Raw genomic sequence first — 19,752 nt, 5'->3', positions numbered from 1 at the left:
AGTCTATGAAAAGAACAATTACTATACTCGCATTATTGGTTATACAGCTGATTCATTCACAAACCAAAAACAAAACAGCCGACGCTCTTTTTGATAAGATGTATTATGTTGAAGCCGCAAAATCGTACGAACTTTCAATAAATAATGGAGACGCTTCTAAAGAAACGCTGCAGCGGCTTGGAGACGCTTATTATTTTAATACTAGAATGTCAAGTGCCTCAAAATGGTATGGAAAGCTGATTGCGGATTATCCCAACGAAGTTTCTGCCGAATATCTATTTCGTTATGCACAATCGCTACAGGGAATTCAAAATTATGAATTGGCAAAAAAATGGATGAAAGCCTTTGCCGAAAAACAAAAATCGACAGACGTGAGAGCGAAGAACTTTTCGCTTAAAAATGTGACATTAGAAGATATAGAAAACATAAAACCTTCTTTTTTGCTTGAAAACTTAGATATCAATTCAGCTTATTCTGATTTTGGCCCAATGTTTTACAAAGGCGATCTGGTTTACTCTACCACAGTTGATTCTTCATATTTTAAAACTGAAAAATACGGATGGAATGATCAGCCTTACTTGAACATGCAGTTGGGAAAAATTAGCGAAACACAATCGAATGTTACTTTTAAAGAGCGTTTCGGAAAAGATATCACTACAAAGTATCACGAAGCCTGTATCGCCTTTTCTCCAGACGAAAAAACGATTTATTTTACCAGAAACAATTATAACGGAAAACTGAAACGCGACAGCAAAGGCATTAATAATCTTAAGATCTTTTCTGCTACAGCCGTAGAAAATAGCGATGGCACAGTTACTTGGAAAGAGATTCAGGAGCTGCCTTTTAACAGCGACGGTTATTCTGTTGGACATCCATCGGTAAGCAAAGACGGAAAAAAGCTCTATTTCGTATCGGATATGCCTGGAACAATTGGTTCTACAGATATTTTTGTAGTCGACATTTTAGGCAACAATCAATTCTCGGAACCAAAAAATTTAGGCGAAAAAATAAATACGACAGGGCGCGAGATGTTTCCATACATTACCAATCAAGCATTGTATTTTTCTTCTGACGGATTCTTAGGTTTAGGAGGACTAGACGTATTCGAAAGCAGAATAAATGACGGTGCTTTTGACACGCCAGCCAATCTTGGAGCGCCATTAAACAGCAATAGAGACGATTTTGGGTATATCGTTAACGAAGCCACCAATAAAGGTTTTGTCTGTTCCAACAGAAAAACAGGAAAAGGCGATGATGATATTTACTCTTTTGAAAGATCATGCAACCAAGCCGTAAGCGGTTATGTTTTTGATGCCATTTCCAACAACAGAATTGCAGGTGCCATGGTAACACTGAAAAATGCTAACGGTATAAAGGTGGCTGAAACTGTTTCTCAATTGGACGGAAAATACGATTTTAACAATAACGTAAATTGCAATACACCTTATACTGTCGAAGTTTCAAAAGAGAATTATAACAACAATACTAAAGCAATTATAACAGGAAACAGTTCAGGAAAAACTGAAGCTTTAGTTGGTTTAGATCCAGCTTTGATTGTGCGCGAAAATGGTCTTTTAAAAATAAAAATCGGAATTATCTACTTTGATCTAGATAAATCTAATATTCGTTATGATGCTGCAATAGAATTAAATAAAGTAGTTCTCTTAATGCATCAGTACAATACTGTCGTAATCAAAATTGAATCACATACCGACTCGCGCGCCAACGATCAATACAATCTCGAACTCTCTGACAGAAGAGCAAAAGCCACAAGAGATTATCTAATTTCTCAAGGTGTTGCTCCCGAAAGAATTGAAAGTGCAATTGGTTACGGAGAAACCCAATTGCTCAATAATTGTTCAAACGGAGTTCCCTGTACAGAAGCACAGCACCAAGTCAATCGCCGAAGCGAATTCATCATAACAAAAATGTAAAAAAAAACGCCTTAAGAATCCAATCTTAAGGCGTTTTTTCTATAATTTTTCTTCTTGCTTCTTTTCTCTATTGACTATTCTCTCACTGAAGTTTTACGCACATCCATTCCCCTTTCATAATCAATTTATCTTCATCAAAAGCTTCACCCGATTGTTTTATGATTTTTTCGCTCGTACGAATGTTTTTTACAACAAATTTAACGAGTTTATTGAACTCAACGCCCGCAAAAAACTCAACATTATCCATACTAACCAAGCCAAAAACGCCATCTGCAATTCCTAAAAGTTTTATTCCTGCACCGCCACATTGCGCCATAGCTTCAATCAAAATCGTTCCTGGAACAAAATTAAAATCGGGAAAACTGCCCTGAAGCCAAGCATCTTTATCTGTAAATGTCTTTAAACCAATGATTGTATCTGTTGTATAAGAAATAATTTCATCTACAAAAAGAAATGGAGCACGATGCGGAATTAAATCTTCTATTTTTTTTGTCATGTCTGTAATTTTTAACAATGTACGAATCTGAACTGAAATAGACAATATTAAAATGGCATCCGTGTTAAAAGCAGGTTAAAATGTTAAAAAAAGGCTGACTCAATTTGAGACAGCCCAACGTTATCAACCCTAAAATCATAAGTTTTATTCTTTCAATAAAACAAAACTTTTGGCGTCTGCCCTAAGTTTATTTCCTTCAAAATCAATATCGATTATTGCTGCTTTTCTTGGAGAAACACCGCTATTGCTAAAATGTGTATGCAGCACATACTTCATTTTTCCGTTTTTATCATAGAAAACATCCCCGTGACCTACTCCATTTATTCCAACATCTTTTTTACTGATAATCGGACTTTCAGTTGCTTTTTCCCAAGGTCCCAGCGGACTCTTAGCGGTTGCATAACCCACTGCATAATCTGGATTTCTAAAATCGTTTGCAGAATAAATCATATAATATAAATCATTGTGTTTCAAAACCGTTGGCCCTTCTGTAACCGGCCAAGAAACATTTTGGGTATTTTCCCACGGAAGAACACCGGAAATACATTCTTTCAATGTTTCTTCTTTAATTCCAGACAAATCATCTTTCAATTCGGCTACAAAGATTCGGTTCCCGTTAGTCAAACGCACGTGATAAAGGTATTTTTTGCCATCCTGATCAACAAAAAAGAAAGGATCAATCTGTTTGCCCGAATTAAACATTGGAGTCTTAGAATCGTTTTTAAATGGTCCAAGCGGACTATCACTGCTTGCAATGGCAATATTCTCATCGGCAGTATAGATCATATAAAACTTATTGTTGCTTTTAAAAACTTGTGGTGCCCAAAAACCTTTCGTTCCATAAGCATCTCCTTTTTTTAATGCCAGTCCATTTTGCGCTCCAACAGGGCCTTTCCATTTTTTTAAATCGGAAGAAGTGTACACTTGAAAACCTTCTCCATTAGGAAAATCTCCTGTCGTTGTCCCGTACAAATAATAAACTCCATTTTCGTAAAAAATGGTCGGATCAGCCAGCAAGATTGGCTGCTCTTTTGAAGTCGTTTTTTTAGCCGTTTCTTTGTCTTGAGAACAACAAATAAAGACACAAAACAGGCTTAAAATCGTAAAATATTTTTTTATTTCCATAATTAAACTTTTTATTCAATTAAATCAATTTAAAAACTAAAAATCAATTAGTTAAAACAACACTATAGAAAACCTCTATGATGCAAATTTTGATAAAAATCTATCATTTCCCTTCAAAAAACTCCTTTTTATTTTTTACAAAAAAGTCTTTCGAATAACGTTTTTCAATTCCTAATTTCCAGCTCAAAACTCCTTACTATTTAGCCGAAAATTGATACAAAGAAACCGTATGATACTTCTCTCCTGCCTTTAAAGTTATTTGAGGGAATTTTGGCTGATTTGGCGCATCTGGAAAGTGCTGTGTTTCTAACGCAAAAGCAGTCCTAAAATCATCTTTAGCACCTGATTTAAAGATGTTTTTTCTTTGCATAAAATTTCCACTATAAAATTGTAGTCCAGGTTCTTCTGTGTAAATATCTAAAGTAATACCTGAAACATCACCTTTAATCGTTGCCGCATGAATAAACCCGTCTTTTTTAGTGCCATTAAGCACATAATTATGGTCATAACCTTTTCCGAATTTCAGCTGTTCGTCTTTGTTTTCTATTCTTTCGCCAATTTTATGTTTTGATGTAAAATCGAATGGTGTATTTTTTACCGATTTCAATTCTCCAGTCGGAATCAAACCTTCATCAACGGGTGTAAATTTATCTCCGTAAATCTGTAATTCATGATTTAAAATTGCTCCGCTTCCTTCTCCATTCAAATTGAAAAAGGCATGATTGGTTAAATTGACAATCGTAGTTTTATCGGTTGTAGCTTCATATTCCATTTTTACCGCATGATCATCTGTAATAGAATAAGTTACTTTTACATTTAGATTTCCGGGAAAACCTTGTTCTCCATCTGGCGAAGCATACGTAAAAACCAGCGTATTCTCATTTGTCTTTTCAACATTCCAAACAACGTCTTGAAACCCTTTTACACCAGCGTGTAGCGCATTTTTTCCGTTATTAAGCGGAATCTGATAGTGCTTTCCTTCGAGCGTAAACTTACCTAATGCAACTCTGTTGCCAACTCTTCCGATTGTAGCGCCAAAGTAGGGTTCTGTGGAATTTTTAAAGCCTTTTACGCTATTCATTCCGACTACAACATCGGTTGGTTTTCCGTTTTTATCCTTAACCCACAAACCTACTAATCGCCCGCCATAGTTGGTAAAAGCAGCTTTTATATCTTTATTTTCGATCCAATACAAACCGACTTTTTTACCATCAATGATTGTATCGAAGTTTTTGGCCTCTAAAGCCGTTTTTACTGAATCTGATTTGATTTCTGAGCTTTCTTTTGAAACCGCATTTTCCTTTTTACTGTCTTTACAGCTAAACTGAAAAAGTACAAGCAACAAAACTGCAGCAATTTGAATGTTTTTCATTTTTATGTCATTACGAGGAACGAAGTAATCCCATCCTCTGGTTTAAATATTTACTAATTATTTTGACGGAATAGCCAATGGCGTTCCTTCACTAACTGGCTCACCCAAAACTGGAAAACCGTTGGCGTCCCACTCTATTTTCTGCATTCTTGGTGATCTTTTGTTGCCGCAACCCTCTCCTGGGTTTGAATTGGCATGGTATAAAATCCAATCTTCTTTTCCATCGGGAGATTTAAAGAATGAATTATGTCCCGGCGCGTAAACTTTGTTTTTTTCTGATTGTCTGAAAATAGGCTCAGGAGATTTCTTCCAAGCATTTGCATCTAGCAAATTATCTGTGCCCGTAAAGGTTAACAATCCTAAAGCATAGAAATCGGTCCAGCAGCCGCTTGCCGAAAACACAATGAAGATTTTTCCATTTCTTTCTAAAAACTGTGGCCCTTCGTTCACATTTACCTGTGGTGGATTTACCTCATCATGCAAAGCGCCATGTGTCTCCCAATCGTTTGTTGGTGCAGAAATCATAACGCGATCGCCATCAATTTCAAGCGGATTTTTCATTTTAGCGATATAAATATTCTGCTGTCCGTTTTTGTCGCCTTCCCAACCAGCCCAAATCATGTACAGCTGTTTTTTATATTCAAAAACATTTCCGTCAATTGCCCATTTATCGGTGTTCGCAGCGATTTTGCCTTTAAATTCAAACTTCCCTTTAAACGGATCTGATGATTTATTTTCCAGAACATACATCCTGTGATTGTTGTTATCGCCATTATCTGCCGCAAAATAGCAATACCATTTTCCGTTGATGATATGAAACTCTGGCGCCCAGATTTCTGCCGAATAATTGGTGTTTTTGGGTGGTGTCCAAATCACTTTGCTTTCGGCATTTTTGATATCCGAAAGGTCTTTTGTTTTCCACAGCACCAGTTTATTTCCAAGCGTGTTGGTATAGTAATAATAGCCTTTGTAATACGTGCTGTAAGGATCTGCTCCTGATGGAAGGATTGGGTTTGTGAATGTTTTTTGCTGTGCAAAACTTATTGTTGTGAACAGAAAAAGGATTAGGTATTTTTTCATTTTTAGTTTTTTGTTAGTCTTTGAATTTTTTCTCGCAGATTTTGCAGATTTTGCAGATCTTTTTTATCAGCATAATCTGCCAAATCTGCGAGAGAAGAAAACATCATTTCTAATTCAAAGCATTAATAACCTCCGTATTAATTTTGTTCACCGCTTTAAAATCCATTTTGTCCACTTTTCGATCATAAGTCATAAAACCATTTACTTCACCTTCAACATCTGTTGTCTGAGTATAGACTGCAGCCGAGAATCCCGTTTTAACGTATTTTTGAAGGGTTTCCGCGTACTTTTTGTATTCGGCGGTAACTTCTGTCTCATTTTTAAATTTGATGTAACCCCAGTTGTCATTTGCCCTCCAAAGATGCCCTTCTAACGGAAGACCAATTCCGCCATACTCTCCCAAGACCGTAACTCTTCTTGCATCGTACAAATACATATCTGGACCAGGATAATTATGTAAATCTAAAATATCTCCAGTTTGAAAGTGATTTCCTCCACTCGCAGAATTAATCAGACGCGTTGCATCATGATTTTTGGTCCATTCTGTAATTTCAACAGTTTTAAATTGCCCCCAAGCTTCATTAAACGGAACCCAAACCACAATACTTGGGTAGGAATACAGATGATCCATAATCTCTTTCCATTCTTTTCTGTAAATTTCTTCCGATTTTGCCGAACGCTGTAATTCTGTTCCTTCAAAATACTTCCTATTTTGCCAAACTGGCTGATCGTCTCCGCTAGGCATATCTTGCCAAACCAAAATTCCTAACTGATCGCAATGCGTGTACCAACGCTCTGGCTCTACTTTTACGTGTTTGCGAATCATATTAAAGCCTAATTCTTTTGTTTTAATAATATCGTATTTCAAAGCTTCATCGGTTGGCGCGGTGTATAATCCGTCTGGCCACCAGCCTTGATCTAAAGGTCCGAATTGAAAATAATCTTTGTTGTTTAACTGCATTCTCAAAATACCGTTTTCATCGCGTTTAGACGAAATTTTTCGCATCGCAAAATAACTTTTTACCTCATCAACGACTTTGTTTTTGCTGATTAAGCGGATTTTAGTCTGATATAAAAACGGACTTTCAGGCGACCATAATTTCGGATTATTCAAAACAATATCATTGCTTTCGCCCACAACCGCCTTTTCTTTGGCAATTTCTTTTCCATTATCAAAAACAGAAATCTCTACTAAATCGCCTTTTTCTGCTCCATTTATATCAGCTTTTATACTAATCGTATTTTGATCAATATTTGGCGTTGTTTTTAATCCTGAAATGTTTTTAGCATTTACAGGCTCAATCCAAACCGTTTGCCAGATTCCGGTGACAGGCGTGTACCAAATTCCTTCTGGATTCTTAACTTGTTTTCCTCTTGGTTGAGGCCCATCGTTGGAAGGATCCCAAACTTTTACAACTAGCTTTTGATTTTTTCCTTTTTGGATGAATGGCGTAATGTCAAACGAAAAAGGCGTATAACCTCCCGTATGAGAACCGACTTTTACATCATTCACAAAAACTTCCGTTTTCCAATCAACAGCTCCAAAATGCAAAAGGATGTTTTTTCCATTCCAGCCCGATTCAATCGAAAATTGAGTTTCATACCAAAGTTCGTTTTTAGCTCCCACTTCTTTCATAACCCCTGACAAGCTAGATTCAGCCGCAAACGGAACCAGAATCTGCCCGTCATATTTTGAAGGCGCAGCTTTTCCAAATTCTTGAATGCTATAATTCCACAAACCATTCAGATTTTTCCATTGGTTGCGCTCCATAATCGGACGGGGATATTCGGGTAAAGTTTTCTTCGGATCAACCTGCACTGCCCATTTGGTCTTGATTTTATCTCCTTGTGATTTCCATTGCGCATTTACCGCAAACATGGATAACAAGGCTAAAAAAAGGATGCTTTTTCTTTTCATGCTTTATATTTTTAGGCATTTAATGAATGCCATGATTTTCTTCTAAATCAAAATGAATTACCGGGCTCATCTCCACATAAGCCCGATAATTACTGAACTAAACTAACTTAACTAACCATATTTTTGAGTTATGAGTTATGAGTTTTGAGTTAGAAGTTATGAGTTCTTGCTAATTGTTATTTTATTCCTCAATAAATAACCAGCTAGTCATCACAACAAAAACTCATAACTCATAATTTATAACTTATAACTTCTTCGTAAGACCAAATTTCTTCACCAAACTGTCGTATTCTTTTTTAGAGATTGTAATCATGCAGCCGTGGCGTACTTTTTCTGGGAGACTGTATTTATCCCAATCTGAGAAAAAAGTGTAGCCTGAGGCTTGAAACCAAGGTCCGTTTAGGTTGTCTGCGATCGATAATCCGTAGGAGACACCCGGATATTGCTCGTAATACATGTACCATATTTTGTCATCTGGAGAAGGAATCAGCATTGGCGCTTCTCTAAAGTTCGGACTGATAGATTGCTGGGGCAAAGAATAAGGTCCTAAAAGGGATTTTGATTTGGCAATTCGGATGGTTTTTCCCGTTGTCCAATACAAAGTCGGATACGTTTCGTCTTTAATCACGGCGTAGTAGGAATCGCCGACTTTACGAATAAAAACATCTATTGTTCCCATATCCCAATCAAATAAACGCTTTGGAGTTCCTTCGAACGTTTTTAAATCTTTAGATAAAACATACAATGTTCGCTGACTTGCCCAATAACGCTCGCCATCTTCTTTGGTTCCTTCTAAATGTGGCGTATGCCAAGTCATGATGAACTTCTGAGAATCATTATCGTAATACAATTTTGGAGCACCAATTCGCTGTAAAGCATTTGAATAATCTGGCGTACTTTTTAAATCGGGCGTATAATCAGCATGTTTTTTCCAAGTGATTAAATCATCCGAAACCCAAATATTGATGGCTGTCGCATCGTCTCCTGTGTTTCCTGCGATATAATATTTTCCGTCTGGCCCTTTACAGATATCTGGATGTCCTTTGTATTCTTCAAAAACGCGCTTTCCGTTATTCAGATTTTCCCAATGAAGTCCGTCTAGACTTACAGAATAATACAATCTGCCGTAATCGTTATGCGTCATGTGCGCAAACAGATAGACTTCATTTTTTGCTTTTTCGTTTCCTTTTACCTGTCCAGGAGGATCTGGCTGTTGCGCTTTCGCGGAAAATCCAGCCAAAATTACTGCTAGAAAAAAGAGCTGTTTTATTGTATATTTTTTCATGTTGCTAAGAATTATTTGTTGCCACTAATTCCACTAATTTTCACTAATTGTTTTTTTTTTGCCACAGATTAAAGGATTAAAATGATTTAATCTTTGTGCTGAAAATTTAAACACATAGAAACATAGATTTTATTCTTTTTGTTCAAGATTGGCAAAAAAGCTAGCTTTCACACATAGAACTATGTGCTTTATTTGCAATGAAATGCCTTTTTTATAGACAATCAAAAACTATGTTTCTATGTGTTTAAAAATCCTTTTAATCTGTAAAATCTGTGGCTTAAAAACTATTTCTTATTTGCCTCAGCAGTCATTTTCTTGATTAAATCTGTTTCGGCTTTAATATATGGCGTTCCATCTGTGTGCAATACTTCGTGAAACCATACTTTTGGCTCTGCATTGTACATTTTTGTCCAGCTGTCCCAAGCGTATTTGGTTTGTGTTTTTCCGTCTACAAATCCCCAGTTGATCATACCGACATTGTGTTTTCTGGCAAGCGGTAAAAACCCTTCGAAAGTACTTCCATTTGGTCTTGCCATATATTCTGTACAGATTAATGGTTTTCCGTAACGCTGTAATTGTTTGATTACTTTTTCGAAATCCTGAGGTGTGTTGTAATTGTGGAAAGAAACAATATCAGACTGCTCGATCTGCATTTTGTGCATTGGTTTCATTTTAGCTTCGTCGCTCCAATCTCCTACCCAAACTCCAGAAGTCAGTGGCTGAGAAGGATTACTTTCTCTCGCCCAAACAAAAACATCTTTTAAAAGCGGCAAAATCAAATCGACTTTGTTTTTAATTTCCACTTTTTCGTATGATGGTCCTGTCATGTTATCTGGTTCATTCCAAACATCCCATCCTAGAATTCGTTTGTCATCTTTGAAATGGGCTACAGTTTCTTTTACATATTTTTCCAAACGCGGATATTGTGTTTTATCCTGAAGTGCCTTTTGTCCCGGAGCCTGTACCCAACCTGAATTATGCGTATGCGGCTTTGGAGCACGCTGTTTGCCTAAATCTGGAAACGGATCCCAACAAGAATCAAACAAAACAAAAAGGGTTTTTATGTGGTGTTTATCTGCAATTTCTAAAAATTGATCCATGCGTTTGTAAAGTCCTTCTGCATCTTGCTGATGCAATAAATCATGCAGATACACGCGCATTACATTCATACCAAGACCTTCGGCCCAGCCCAATTCCTGATCAATTCGTTTTGGATCAAAAGTATCTTCCTGCCACATCTCTAACTGATTTATAGCTGTGCTAGGAGAATAATTTGCGCCAACCAACCAAGGCTGTTCTGCGTACCATTTATTGGCCTGATCTTTTGTCCAGATTTCTCTTTTTTCTATTGAGGCGACTTCGCTTTTCTTTTCTTCAAGATTACTTTTTTTATTGTTGCAGCTAAGCAATACGAGTCCTGCTAACATAAATGTCAGACACAATTTTACTTTCTTCATTTTAATTTTGTTTTTTCTGAACGATTGTTCTTTATGAAAGGGAATCAGCTCTTTCAGTCTGATTCCCTTAAAAAATCAGTTTTAATATCCAGAGTTCTGTTCTAGATTTGGATTATTGTCTACATCGCTTTGCGGAATTGGCATTCTATGATTTTTACCTACTGTGAAGTTTTTAAAATCTGAATCACGAAGCGCAATTTTATCTACAGAAGCTTGATTATTTAGATCTCCCCAACGTTTTAAGTCTTCCCAACGAACACTTTCTCCGCATAATTCTAAAACTCTTTCCATTTTCAAACGCTCTAAGAATTTATCATGATCGTTTCCAATTTCAGGATGTGCTGTTGCTAATGTATTCATGTTGGCACGAGCTCTTACCAAATCAACATATTGATAAGCCTGAGAAGTACTTCCCAATTCATTTAAAACTTCTGCATAACGCAATAAAATATCCGCATAACGAACCAATCTGTAGTTTACTTGGCTGTAGTAATCCTCATTATTTCTGTAATAATCACGGCTTCCTTTTCTAAACCAAGCTTCATTATTGTTCCATTCCCAGTTTCTTCCGTAGGTTTTATCTCCAAAATCAGCTAATAATTGAGGATAGAATAAAGTCCATCTTAATCTTTCATCTAGTTTTCCGCCTTTATTGCTTTCTTGCTTAAAAGCATCCACTAACCAAATACGCGCTTGTCCGTCAGACCATCCAATTCCTCTTGGCGCAAAAAACTGAGAACGGTTACTAGAAACTGCCGCGTTTTGCGCTTCATCAGTTCCTCCTTTTCTTTGATCTCCAAACTGAATTTCAAAAACAGATTCAGCATTATTCTCATTTGTATCAGTAAAATTATCTCTGTAGTTAGATACCAAACTGTACTTCGCTCCTGCTCCAGAAATTAAAAACTCAAGAGCTCCTTTTGCTTCATTCCATTTGTGCTGCTGCATATATACTTTAGCAAGAAACGCTTTTGCAGCGCCTTTGTCTGGTCTTCCTAATTGGTCAGCAGCCCAATCTCTTGGCAAATCTTCAAAGGCTTCGTTCAAATCTTTTTCAACTTGAGCCCAGATTTCGTCTACCTTTACTTGTTTTGGCAAATCTGCTGGTGTAGACGGATCTAAAACCAACGGAACATCTTCCCAAATTACTCCGGCATAGTAATAATGTAATGCTCTAAAGAATTTAGCCTGCGCGATAATTTGTTTTTTATCATTTTCATTTTGAAAAGTAATATTCGGAACATTCGCCAAAACCTGATTGCATCTAAAAATCGCTTTATAAGTATCTCTCCACGTTACGGCATTTCCTTCCCAAAAATTATAATTGATGTAATTAAATCTAGTCCAATCTGCCAATTCTGTCCATGGACTTACGCTATACCCCTCGTCAGAAGTTAAATCCAGACGGAAATAAATCCATCTTGCCCATAATCCATCTTTATAAAACATGGCATAAATAGAGTTTACACCGGCTTGTGCATCACTTTCAGTTTTCCAATATTGGTCAACTGTAATATCATTTGGGCTGTTTAAATCCAATTCGTTTTCACAAGCGGTAAAAACAAGACCTAAAAAAGCTGCTGTTAGTATGATTATTTTTTTCATTACGCTATTTTTTTAATTAAAAGCTAAATTCTACACCAAAAGAATAAGTCTGAAGATTCGGAAAAGAACCGTTATCAACACCTCTTTCAAAAATTCTATTATCACCCGTATTGCTAAACTCAGGGTCCAAACCTTTGTATTTCGTGATTGTTAAAATGTTTTGTGCAGATAAAGTCAGTCTTGCTCTTGTAATTCCTGATTTTTCTAAAACACTGCTTGGTAAATTGTATCCAAAACCAATGTATTTTAGTCTGATGAAATTGCCGCTTTCTAAGAAACGATCACTATCTCCTCTTGAATTTAAAGTTGAACCTTTTGTCACTCTAGGAAAATCAGTATTTGGATTCTCAGGTGTCCAAGGCTGAATACCTTTTCTGTAGTTACTATTATCATCAAAACGATCAACAACACTTCTAAATCCGTTGTAAACTGTAGCACCGTTTGAAGCAATCCAGTTCATAGAAAAATCAAAGTTTTTATATTCAGCTCCCGCGTTTAAACCCATTTCAAATTCTGGCCACGGACTTCCCACAATCGCTTTGTCTTCGTTTGTAATTTGTCCGTCTCCGTTATTATCTTTAAAACGAATATCTCCAGGCACTGCATTTGGCATGATCACTTTCCCTTCAGCATTTTTGTAATTGTCAATTTCTTGTTGATTTTGGAATAATCCATCTGTTTGTAAAACATACCACATTCCTACTGGGCTTCCGCTTCTAGTCATCGTGTTTCCAATAATGTTTTCGTTTTGTCCATTTCCTAAAGAAACCAACTTGTTATTCACTTTGGTAAAGTTTACAGAAGCATTAAAAGAAAACTCATTGATTTTTTTGCTGTAAGCCAATTCCAACTCAAAACCTTTATTTTCTACCGTTGCCGCATTAGAAATCGGGTTTCCTCCGTCGTTTCCTGTAGTCAATAAAATTGGGAAACCAAATAATACATCTTCTGTACGCGCAATAAAATAATCTGCCGTTAAGCGTAAATCGTTATTCAAAACTCCTAAATCCAATCCGAGGTTAGTTTGTTTTAATTTTTCCCAACGCAATTGCGAGTTCGATAATTTTACCTGAGTTGCAGAAGGATATAAAACTTGATCTTTTCCTAAAACAACCTGTCCGAAATTATTAATGAAGCTTTTAGATTCATATTCTCTGATATTTCCAGAACCTAATTCACCATAACTTGCTCTTAATTTTAAATCTTTAATAAATTCCGATTTAAAGAAAGATTCGTTGCTTATTCTCCATCCCGCAGAAATAGAAGGGAAATTACCCCATTTATTGCCGTCGCTAAATCTAGAAGAACCATCACGTCTGATTACCGCATTAAACAAATAGCGATTATCGTAGTTATATTCTAACCTTCCTAAATATGAAGTTAAAGCAGCTTCATTAATAAAACCTCCAACAACTGGCGAATCTCCTTGATTTAAAACTTCATAATATTCTCCAGTTCCAGAATTCATCGGAAGATTTCTTTTTGTTCCGTAAATCTGGTCATAATTGTCTTTTTGATACGTCTGACCAACTAAAAGTGTGATGTCATGTTTACCAAATTCTTTTTTGAAAGTCAGTGTGTTTTCAAACAACAAAGTTTCTGATCTTCCTTTGTTTTGGTCTGTTTGAGAAGGATCTTGCGGCTGGTTTAATGTCCAGCTTCCTTTTTTTCTCATGTATTTATAAGAATCAAAACTCGTTTCATATCCAAAATTGAAACGGTATTTCAACCAAGGCACGAACTTTAATTCTGACCAAATGTTTCCTCTAATTCTAAAATTTTGATTCGTTACATTAGAAAAATCAGCCAATGCCAAAGGGTTTGTACCAAAAGTGTCGGCAACGCCTTGTTTTCCGTAACCATATCCACCCGGATTTGATGGATCGTAAAGCGGAATTGTCGGCGTCATTCTATACACATCGATAATTGGATTTCCAGACATTTCATCTGTTTTAGCATTACTGATCGCTAAATTTTCTCCAATACTGAAAATTCCTTTTGTACCGCTTGAATTTACACGGAATGAAATTCTGTCAAAATCAGTTCCGATAACTGTTCCTTCATTTCCAAAATAATTTCCAGACATAAAAAAGCTTGAATTCTCGTTTCCGCCAGAAAAGCTAGCATTGTAATCCTGAATCATTCCCGTTTGGAAAGTGGCATCTTGCCAATCTGTATTTACAGCCATATTCAAGTTTTGTCTCGGAAGTCCAGCATTGTCATACGCCATATTATTGTATTTGGCAAACTCCTCAGTTCCCATCAAATCATAACGAGGCATGATTTGAAAACTGCTTTTTGCAGAAACTTCAACCTGTAATGGTCCTTTTTTTCCTTTTTTAGTGGTAATAATAATTACACCATTTGCCGCTCTAGAACCATAAATAGCTGCTGCAGAGGCATCTTTTAAAACCTGAATAGATTCGATATCATTTGGGTTAAAGTCTCTGTTGGCAGAAGTTACTAAACCGTCAATTACGTATAACGGATTGGTGTTTTGAAGATTTTTAAGACCACGAATCTCCACATTGGCTTCTTGTCCTGGGCGTCCGCCACCGCGAACTTTAACTCCCGTAACCAAGCCCTGAAGTCCGTCTGCTACTGTCGTAACCTGTCTTTTCTGAATTTCGTCTGGTTTCACTAACGCAACAGCTCCTGTAAGATCTTTTTTCTGTTGCGATCCGTAACCTACAACCACTATCTCATCGAGTTTCATGGCATCTTCTGCCATTGTTACGTTTATAGAAGTTTTGTTATTGATGGCAATTTCTACTGTTTTATAGCCTTGCGAACTAAAAACTAATGTCTGATTTCCGTTAGCCGAAATTTTAAAGCTTCCGTCAAAATCAGTAACGGCACCATTTTGAGTTCCTTTTATCAAAACATTCGCAAAAGGAATCGCTTGTCCGTCTGCGGTAGTCACTTTTCCCGTAACATTTATTTGCTGGGCAAAAGCGGACTGCAGTAATAAACTAAAGAAAACTAAGAGGTAATATCTCTTCGTTAAAAAGTGAGTGAACTTTGTTTTCATTGATTTTTGCATTTTAGATAGTTTTATTTCTTTTTGTGGTTTGGTTTAATGAAATATTGACTTTTTTTAATCATCCGGAATTCGGACAAAAAAAGAACTAATATTCTTTAGTTGTAATAAATTGTTCATTTTGTTTCAAAATTAGTAATGGTTAGATTTTTTAAACTTTATTTTATTGATAGTATATTTTTAACCTTAAAAAATTATCAATATCGTTTATTTGAAAATTCAAAGTAGACGCTTTTTATTCAAAATAAAATGCTTCATTTGTGTCAATATCTCTCTCAAATGATTCAAATTGTATTAAAAACAGTCCATTTTCATTCAGATGCAACATTTTGTAGAATATTGAGACGATATGGAGAAATATTGATTTTAGCCTTAAAAATAGACCTATGCGTAAATTCTTTCTTTTTTTATGTTTCAGCCTTTTTTCGATAAATTTTTCGAATGCGCAAGATTATTATTTTAAACATTTTCAGGTTGAAGAAGGACTTTCTAACAATACCGTTTTAACCTCCATTCAAGACAATGATGGTTTTATGTGGTTTGGAACCAAAGATGGTTTGAATCGTTTTGATGGCTATCGTTTTAAAACCTACAGAAGCAACGGAGACCCAATACATAGTTTAGGAAGCAATTATATACAATCGCTGCATGAACACAACGGCACGATTTGGGTTGGAACGGACAAAGGTTTGTATCATTATGATAAAAAGCTGGATCGTTTTACGATTTTGAATGAAGCTATAAATGATCGTATTAATGACATCAATCACGACCGAAAAGACAACATTTGGTTTGTTTCGGGCAACATTTTGTATAAGTATGCACCAAAAAAGAAGGAAACGACCACTTTTAACCCGAACAAATATTTCATTACAACTTCAATTACGAAGGATTATAAAGGAGAAATTTGGGCTTCTTCTTTAAATAAAATCTATCATTACTCTGAAGAAAATCTTTCTTTTGAAAATATTCCGTTAAATCCGCCAGCGAATAAAGCCAATTTTAGAATTACAGTGATTTATGCGGTCGATTCAGAAAATATTGTAATCGGCACGCAAGATCACGGCGTACTCCTATATAATAGAAAAGACAAAATGACAAGCGAACTTAAATTCGGAATCAAAGAACCGGTCTTCGTACGTCAATTCAGAAAAAAAGGAAACGACGAACTTTGGATTGCAAGCGAATCTGGCGTTTATGTTTATAATCTGAAAACCAAAACGGCTGTAAATCTTAAGAAAAATTACAACGATCCGTATGCGATTTCAGACAATGCGGCCTACTCGATCACAATTGACAAAGAAAACGGAATCTGGATTGGAACCTATTTTGGCGGTGTAAATTACCATCAGAAACAATATACGCAGTTTAAAAAGTACTTTCCGCAGAACAATCAGAACTCTATTAGCGGAAGCGCTGTTAGAGAAATTCATAAGGACGATCATGGCGACTTATGGATTGGAACTGAAGATGCCGGCGTGAATCGTTTTAATCCGAAAACACAAAAATTTACGTCTTATCCTGTTTCCTATTATAATATTCATGCTTTAATGCCTCGAAAAGACAAAATCTGGGTGGGAACTTTTGAGCATGGTTTGGATGTTTTGGACAGAAATTCTGGCGCGGTTATCAAACATTACAGCGCAAATGACGGACGAAGCGGACTTCATAGCAATTTTATTTTTTCTTTCTACGAAATGAAAAACAATGACCTGATTGTTGTAACAACATCGGGACTTTACCGTTATAACGAACAAGCCGATAATTTTGAAATACTAAAATTCTTCCCAGAAACGTATCATTATACGAATATGAAAGAAGACAGCGACGGCAATCTCTGGGCAGGAAGTTATCGTGATGGATTGTTGTTTTATAATCCGAAAACCAAGAAAAAAGAGGTTTTTACCTACGATTATAAAAATCCGAATGGAATAAGCAATAATACCATAAATGCCATTTTTGAAGACAGTTTTAAAAATTTATGGATTGCCACCGAAAATGGTTTGAATCTCGTAAACAGACAGAATCACACTTTTACCAAATTCACAACCAAAAACGGAATGCCGAGCAATGTTTTCTATTCTATTTTGGAAGACGATTCTAGAAATCTCTGGCTGACAACATCTAAAGGTTTGGTGAAATTTGGCCCAGATCATAAAACTATCAAGATTTTTACCACCGCAAACGGATTATTGAGCGATCAGTTCAATTACAATTCGGCTTTTAAAGATGCAAACGGCGATATGTATTTTGGAAACCTAAACGGAATGATCAGTTTTAATCCGAAGCACTTTAGTAAAAACAAATACACGCCTTTTATTTATATTACCAATCTACAAATTAATAATAAGGATATTGAGGTAAATAGTCCCGACTCGCCTATTTCGCAATCTATTTCGTTTTTGGACGAATTGGAACTCAACAACAATCAGTCAACTTTTAATCTGGAATTTGCCTCTTTAAACTATACCGCGCCAGAATTGACAGAATATTGGTTTCAGCTCGAAAACGTCAATAATGATTGGGTTTATTTAGGAAGAAACAACAAAGTTTTCTTTACCGAACTCGCGCCTGGCGATTATGTTTTTAAAGTAAAATCATTGAACAGTTTTGGGGTTTGGAGTAAAGAAGTAAAACTTAAAATTACCATTCTTCCTCCGTTTTATGCCAGCAATTATGCCTATGTCTTGTATTTTCTATTGTTCTGCGCCGGGCTTTATTACATTATCCGATATTCGCAAAATCTGACTCAGATTAAAAATAACCGCAAGATAAAGCATCTAAACGACGAAAAAGAGAAAGAAATCTATCAGGCAAAAATTGATTTTTTTACGAATGTAGCGCATGAAATTAGAACGCCTCTGACTTTGATTAAAGGTCCCCTGGAAAAGCTTTTAGGCATGAAATACGAGTCAGAAGAAGTGCCTCAGCATCTTTCGATTATGAAGAAAAATACTTCGCGTTTGCTGAAATTGGTTAATGAATTGCTTGATTTTAGAAAATCGGAAATTGGCGGTTTGAAATTGACTTTTGTCGAAGCGAATATTTCTTCAATGGTTCGAAATTTCCATTTAAGATTTAGTCAATTAATTGAAGAACGTGAATTGGAATTTGACTTGGAATTGGGCGAAAAAGACATTCATGCTTTTGTTGATAAGGAAGCTTTTAAAAAGATTCTCAGCAATTTGATCAACAATGCTATTAAATATTCGAACAAAAAAGTCTCCATTTCTTTATTTAGAGATGAAAAGAAATTGCATTTGATTGTAAAAAATGATGGAAATGTAATCCCAATTCATTTAAAAGATAAGATTTTCGAACCATTTTTCAGGGTTGATGACAGCAGTACAGCTTCAGGAACTGGTATCGGACTTTCATTAGCACATTCTCTAGCGCAATTGCATAACGGAAGCTTAGAATTGATTGAAGATGCGAATTACAATATCTTCGAGTTGGTTGTTCCGCTACATCAAGAAGAAGAATTTATGCTTTACGCCGATGCTGAAAAAGAACAGACGGAAAGCGAAACGCCAAAAGAAGCTGTTGAAATTAAAAACGAAAAAGCACAGGTTTTGGTAGTAGAAGATAATAAAGATCTTTTGAGTTTTATTACTACCGAATTGGCTGGAACGTATAGTGTTTTAAAAGCCGAAAATGGCGAAGAAGCCATCAAAATCATTCATAACGAAAACATTCAGCTGGTCATTTCTGATGTGACTATGCCCGTTATGGACGGATTTACGATGTGTAAAAAGATCAAAACCAATCTTGAAACGAGTCATATTCCGGTTATTTTATTGACAGCCAAAAACTCACTAAAATCGCAAATCGACGGACTTGAAGTTGGTGCAGATGCTTATGTGGCAAAACCTTTTTCAATGGATTACCTGAAAGTGCAAGCCAATAACTTGATTGAAAACCGCAGACAAATCATGAACTATTATGCGAGTTCGCCGCTTTCGCACATAAAAAGCATTGCTCACAATAAAACTGACGAAAAATTCTTGAAAAAACTGGATGACGAAATTCTTAAAAACATCACCGATCAGGATTTAAGCGTAGAATCGCTTGCCGAAATCATGAATATGAGCCGTTCGACTTTATACCGAAAAATTAAAGATATTACGAATCTGAGTCCGAACGAATTAATTAATATCGTACGTCTCAAAAGAGCAGCCGAATTGCTGTTAAACGAAAACTATAAAATGTACGAAATCGCAGAAATGGTGGGTTATAAATCGCAAACGAGTTTTGGGCGAAATTTCCAGAAGCATTTTAATATGTCTCCAACGGATTATATTCAGACGAATCGTTGATTATTTAACCGCAAAGTTCGCAAAGAGTTTACGCAAAGCTCGCGAAGTATTTCTAAGCTAATTCATTTTATTTTAAGTCCACAAAGGCTGAACCTGAAAAACTTTGTGAGCTTAAAATAAAATG

At 36.0% G+C, this 19,752-nt stretch carries 11 protein-coding genes; 2 read left to right on the top strand and 9 right to left on the bottom strand.

Annotation, left to right across the window (positions count from 1 at the left end):
* Positions 1–5 precede the first annotated feature (5 nt).
* A complete protein-coding gene (locus tag JI750_RS11765; RefSeq protein WP_202001852.1) occupies positions 6–1,934 on the top strand; it encodes an OmpA family protein in 1,929 nt (642 codons plus the stop codon).
* Positions 1,935–2,016: 82 nt separating this feature from the next.
* On the opposite strand, the gene JI750_RS11760 is transcribed toward JI750_RS11765, so the two are convergent.
* From JI750_RS11760 to JI750_RS11720, 9 genes are all read right to left on the bottom strand, one after another.
* On the bottom strand, positions 2,017–2,430 hold the full coding sequence (locus JI750_RS11760) for a 3-hydroxyacyl-ACP dehydratase FabZ family protein (protein ID WP_202001850.1): 414 nt from the start codon (positions 2,428–2,430) through the stop codon (positions 2,017–2,019).
* 144 nt (positions 2,431–2,574) lie between these two features.
* Entirely contained in the window at positions 2,575–3,555 is a 981-nt protein-coding gene (locus tag JI750_RS11755) for a glycoside hydrolase family 43 protein (protein WP_202001847.1), read from the bottom strand.
* A gap of 196 nt (positions 3,556–3,751) precedes the next feature.
* Positions 3,752–4,927, bottom strand: a complete 1,176-nt coding sequence (locus JI750_RS11750) for an aldose epimerase family protein (protein WP_202001844.1) — start codon at positions 4,925–4,927, stop codon at positions 3,752–3,754.
* A gap of 57 nt (positions 4,928–4,984) precedes the next feature.
* The gene (locus JI750_RS11745; protein ID WP_202001840.1) at positions 4,985–6,007 is read right to left on the bottom strand and encodes a glycoside hydrolase family 43 protein; all 1,023 of its coding nucleotides are present in this window, start codon (positions 6,005–6,007) and stop codon (positions 4,985–4,987) included.
* A gap of 109 nt (positions 6,008–6,116) precedes the next feature.
* Entirely contained in the window at positions 6,117–7,925 is a 1,809-nt protein-coding gene (locus JI750_RS11740; protein WP_202001837.1) for a glycoside hydrolase family 2 protein, read from the bottom strand.
* 244 nt (positions 7,926–8,169) lie between these two features.
* Entirely contained in the window at positions 8,170–9,210 is a 1,041-nt protein-coding gene (locus tag JI750_RS11735) for a glycoside hydrolase family 43 protein (RefSeq protein WP_202001834.1), read from the bottom strand.
* Between the two features lie 284 nt (positions 9,211–9,494).
* Positions 9,495–10,667, bottom strand: coding sequence for a cellulase family glycosylhydrolase (locus JI750_RS11730; RefSeq protein ID WP_202001831.1), 1,173 nt, complete (start codon positions 10,665–10,667; stop codon positions 9,495–9,497).
* Between the two features lie 81 nt (positions 10,668–10,748).
* Complete coding sequence (locus tag JI750_RS11725; protein WP_202001828.1) at positions 10,749–12,272, bottom strand: RagB/SusD family nutrient uptake outer membrane protein; 1,524 nt, start codon at positions 12,270–12,272, stop codon at positions 10,749–10,751.
* A 16-nt stretch (positions 12,273–12,288) separates the two neighbouring features.
* Positions 12,289–15,303, bottom strand: coding sequence for a SusC/RagA family TonB-linked outer membrane protein (locus JI750_RS11720; RefSeq protein WP_236673024.1), 3,015 nt, complete (start codon positions 15,301–15,303; stop codon positions 12,289–12,291).
* Between the two features lie 395 nt (positions 15,304–15,698).
* Here JI750_RS11720 and JI750_RS11715 point away from each other — a divergent pair, with 395 nt between their 5' ends.
* Positions 15,699–19,628 (top strand): hybrid sensor histidine kinase/response regulator transcription factor, encoded by a 3,930-nt coding sequence (locus JI750_RS11715; RefSeq protein ID WP_202001821.1) that lies wholly within the window; start codon positions 15,699–15,701, stop codon positions 19,626–19,628.
* The last annotated feature ends 124 nt before the right edge of the window (positions 19,629–19,752 follow it).

Origin of the sequence: Flavobacterium tagetis, from assembly GCF_016735615.1 — a bacterium.
Classification (GTDB): Bacteria; Bacteroidota; Bacteroidia; order Flavobacteriales; family Flavobacteriaceae; genus Flavobacterium; species Flavobacterium tagetis.
Note: the sequence above shows the minus strand (reverse complement) of the source record. Positions and strands in the feature narration are given on the sequence as shown.

What these genes read in the sequence shown, in the direction of transcription:
- JI750_RS11755 (WP_202001847.1), bottom strand. Translation starts at nt 3,555, where the DNA reads ATGGAAATAAAAAAATATTTTACGATTTTAAGCCTGTTTTGTGTCTTT.
- JI750_RS11715 (WP_202001821.1), top strand. Translation starts at nt 15,699, where the DNA reads ATGCGTAAATTCTTTCTTTTTTTATGTTTCAGCCTTTTTTCGATAAAT.
- JI750_RS11740 (WP_202001837.1), bottom strand. Translation starts at nt 7,925, where the DNA reads ATGAAAAGAAAAAGCATCCTTTTTTTAGCCTTGTTATCCATGTTTGCG.
- JI750_RS11760 (WP_202001850.1), bottom strand. Translation starts at nt 2,430, where the DNA reads ATGACAAAAAAAATAGAAGATTTAATTCCGCATCGTGCTCCATTTCTT.
- JI750_RS11750 (WP_202001844.1), bottom strand. Translation starts at nt 4,927, where the DNA reads ATGAAAAACATTCAAATTGCTGCAGTTTTGTTGCTTGTACTTTTTCAG.
- JI750_RS11765 (WP_202001852.1), top strand. Translation starts at nt 6, where the DNA reads ATGAAAAGAACAATTACTATACTCGCATTATTGGTTATACAGCTGATT.
- JI750_RS11725 (WP_202001828.1), bottom strand. Translation starts at nt 12,272, where the DNA reads ATGAAAAAAATAATCATACTAACAGCAGCTTTTTTAGGTCTTGTTTTT.
- JI750_RS11735 (WP_202001834.1), bottom strand. Translation starts at nt 9,210, where the DNA reads ATGAAAAAATATACAATAAAACAGCTCTTTTTTCTAGCAGTAATTTTG.
- JI750_RS11730 (WP_202001831.1), bottom strand. Translation starts at nt 10,667, where the DNA reads ATGAAGAAAGTAAAATTGTGTCTGACATTTATGTTAGCAGGACTCGTA.
- JI750_RS11745 (WP_202001840.1), bottom strand. Translation starts at nt 6,007, where the DNA reads ATGAAAAAATACCTAATCCTTTTTCTGTTCACAACAATAAGTTTTGCA.
- JI750_RS11720 (WP_236673024.1), bottom strand. Translation starts at nt 15,303, where the DNA reads ATGAAAACAAAGTTCACTCACTTTTTAACGAAGAGATATTACCTCTTA.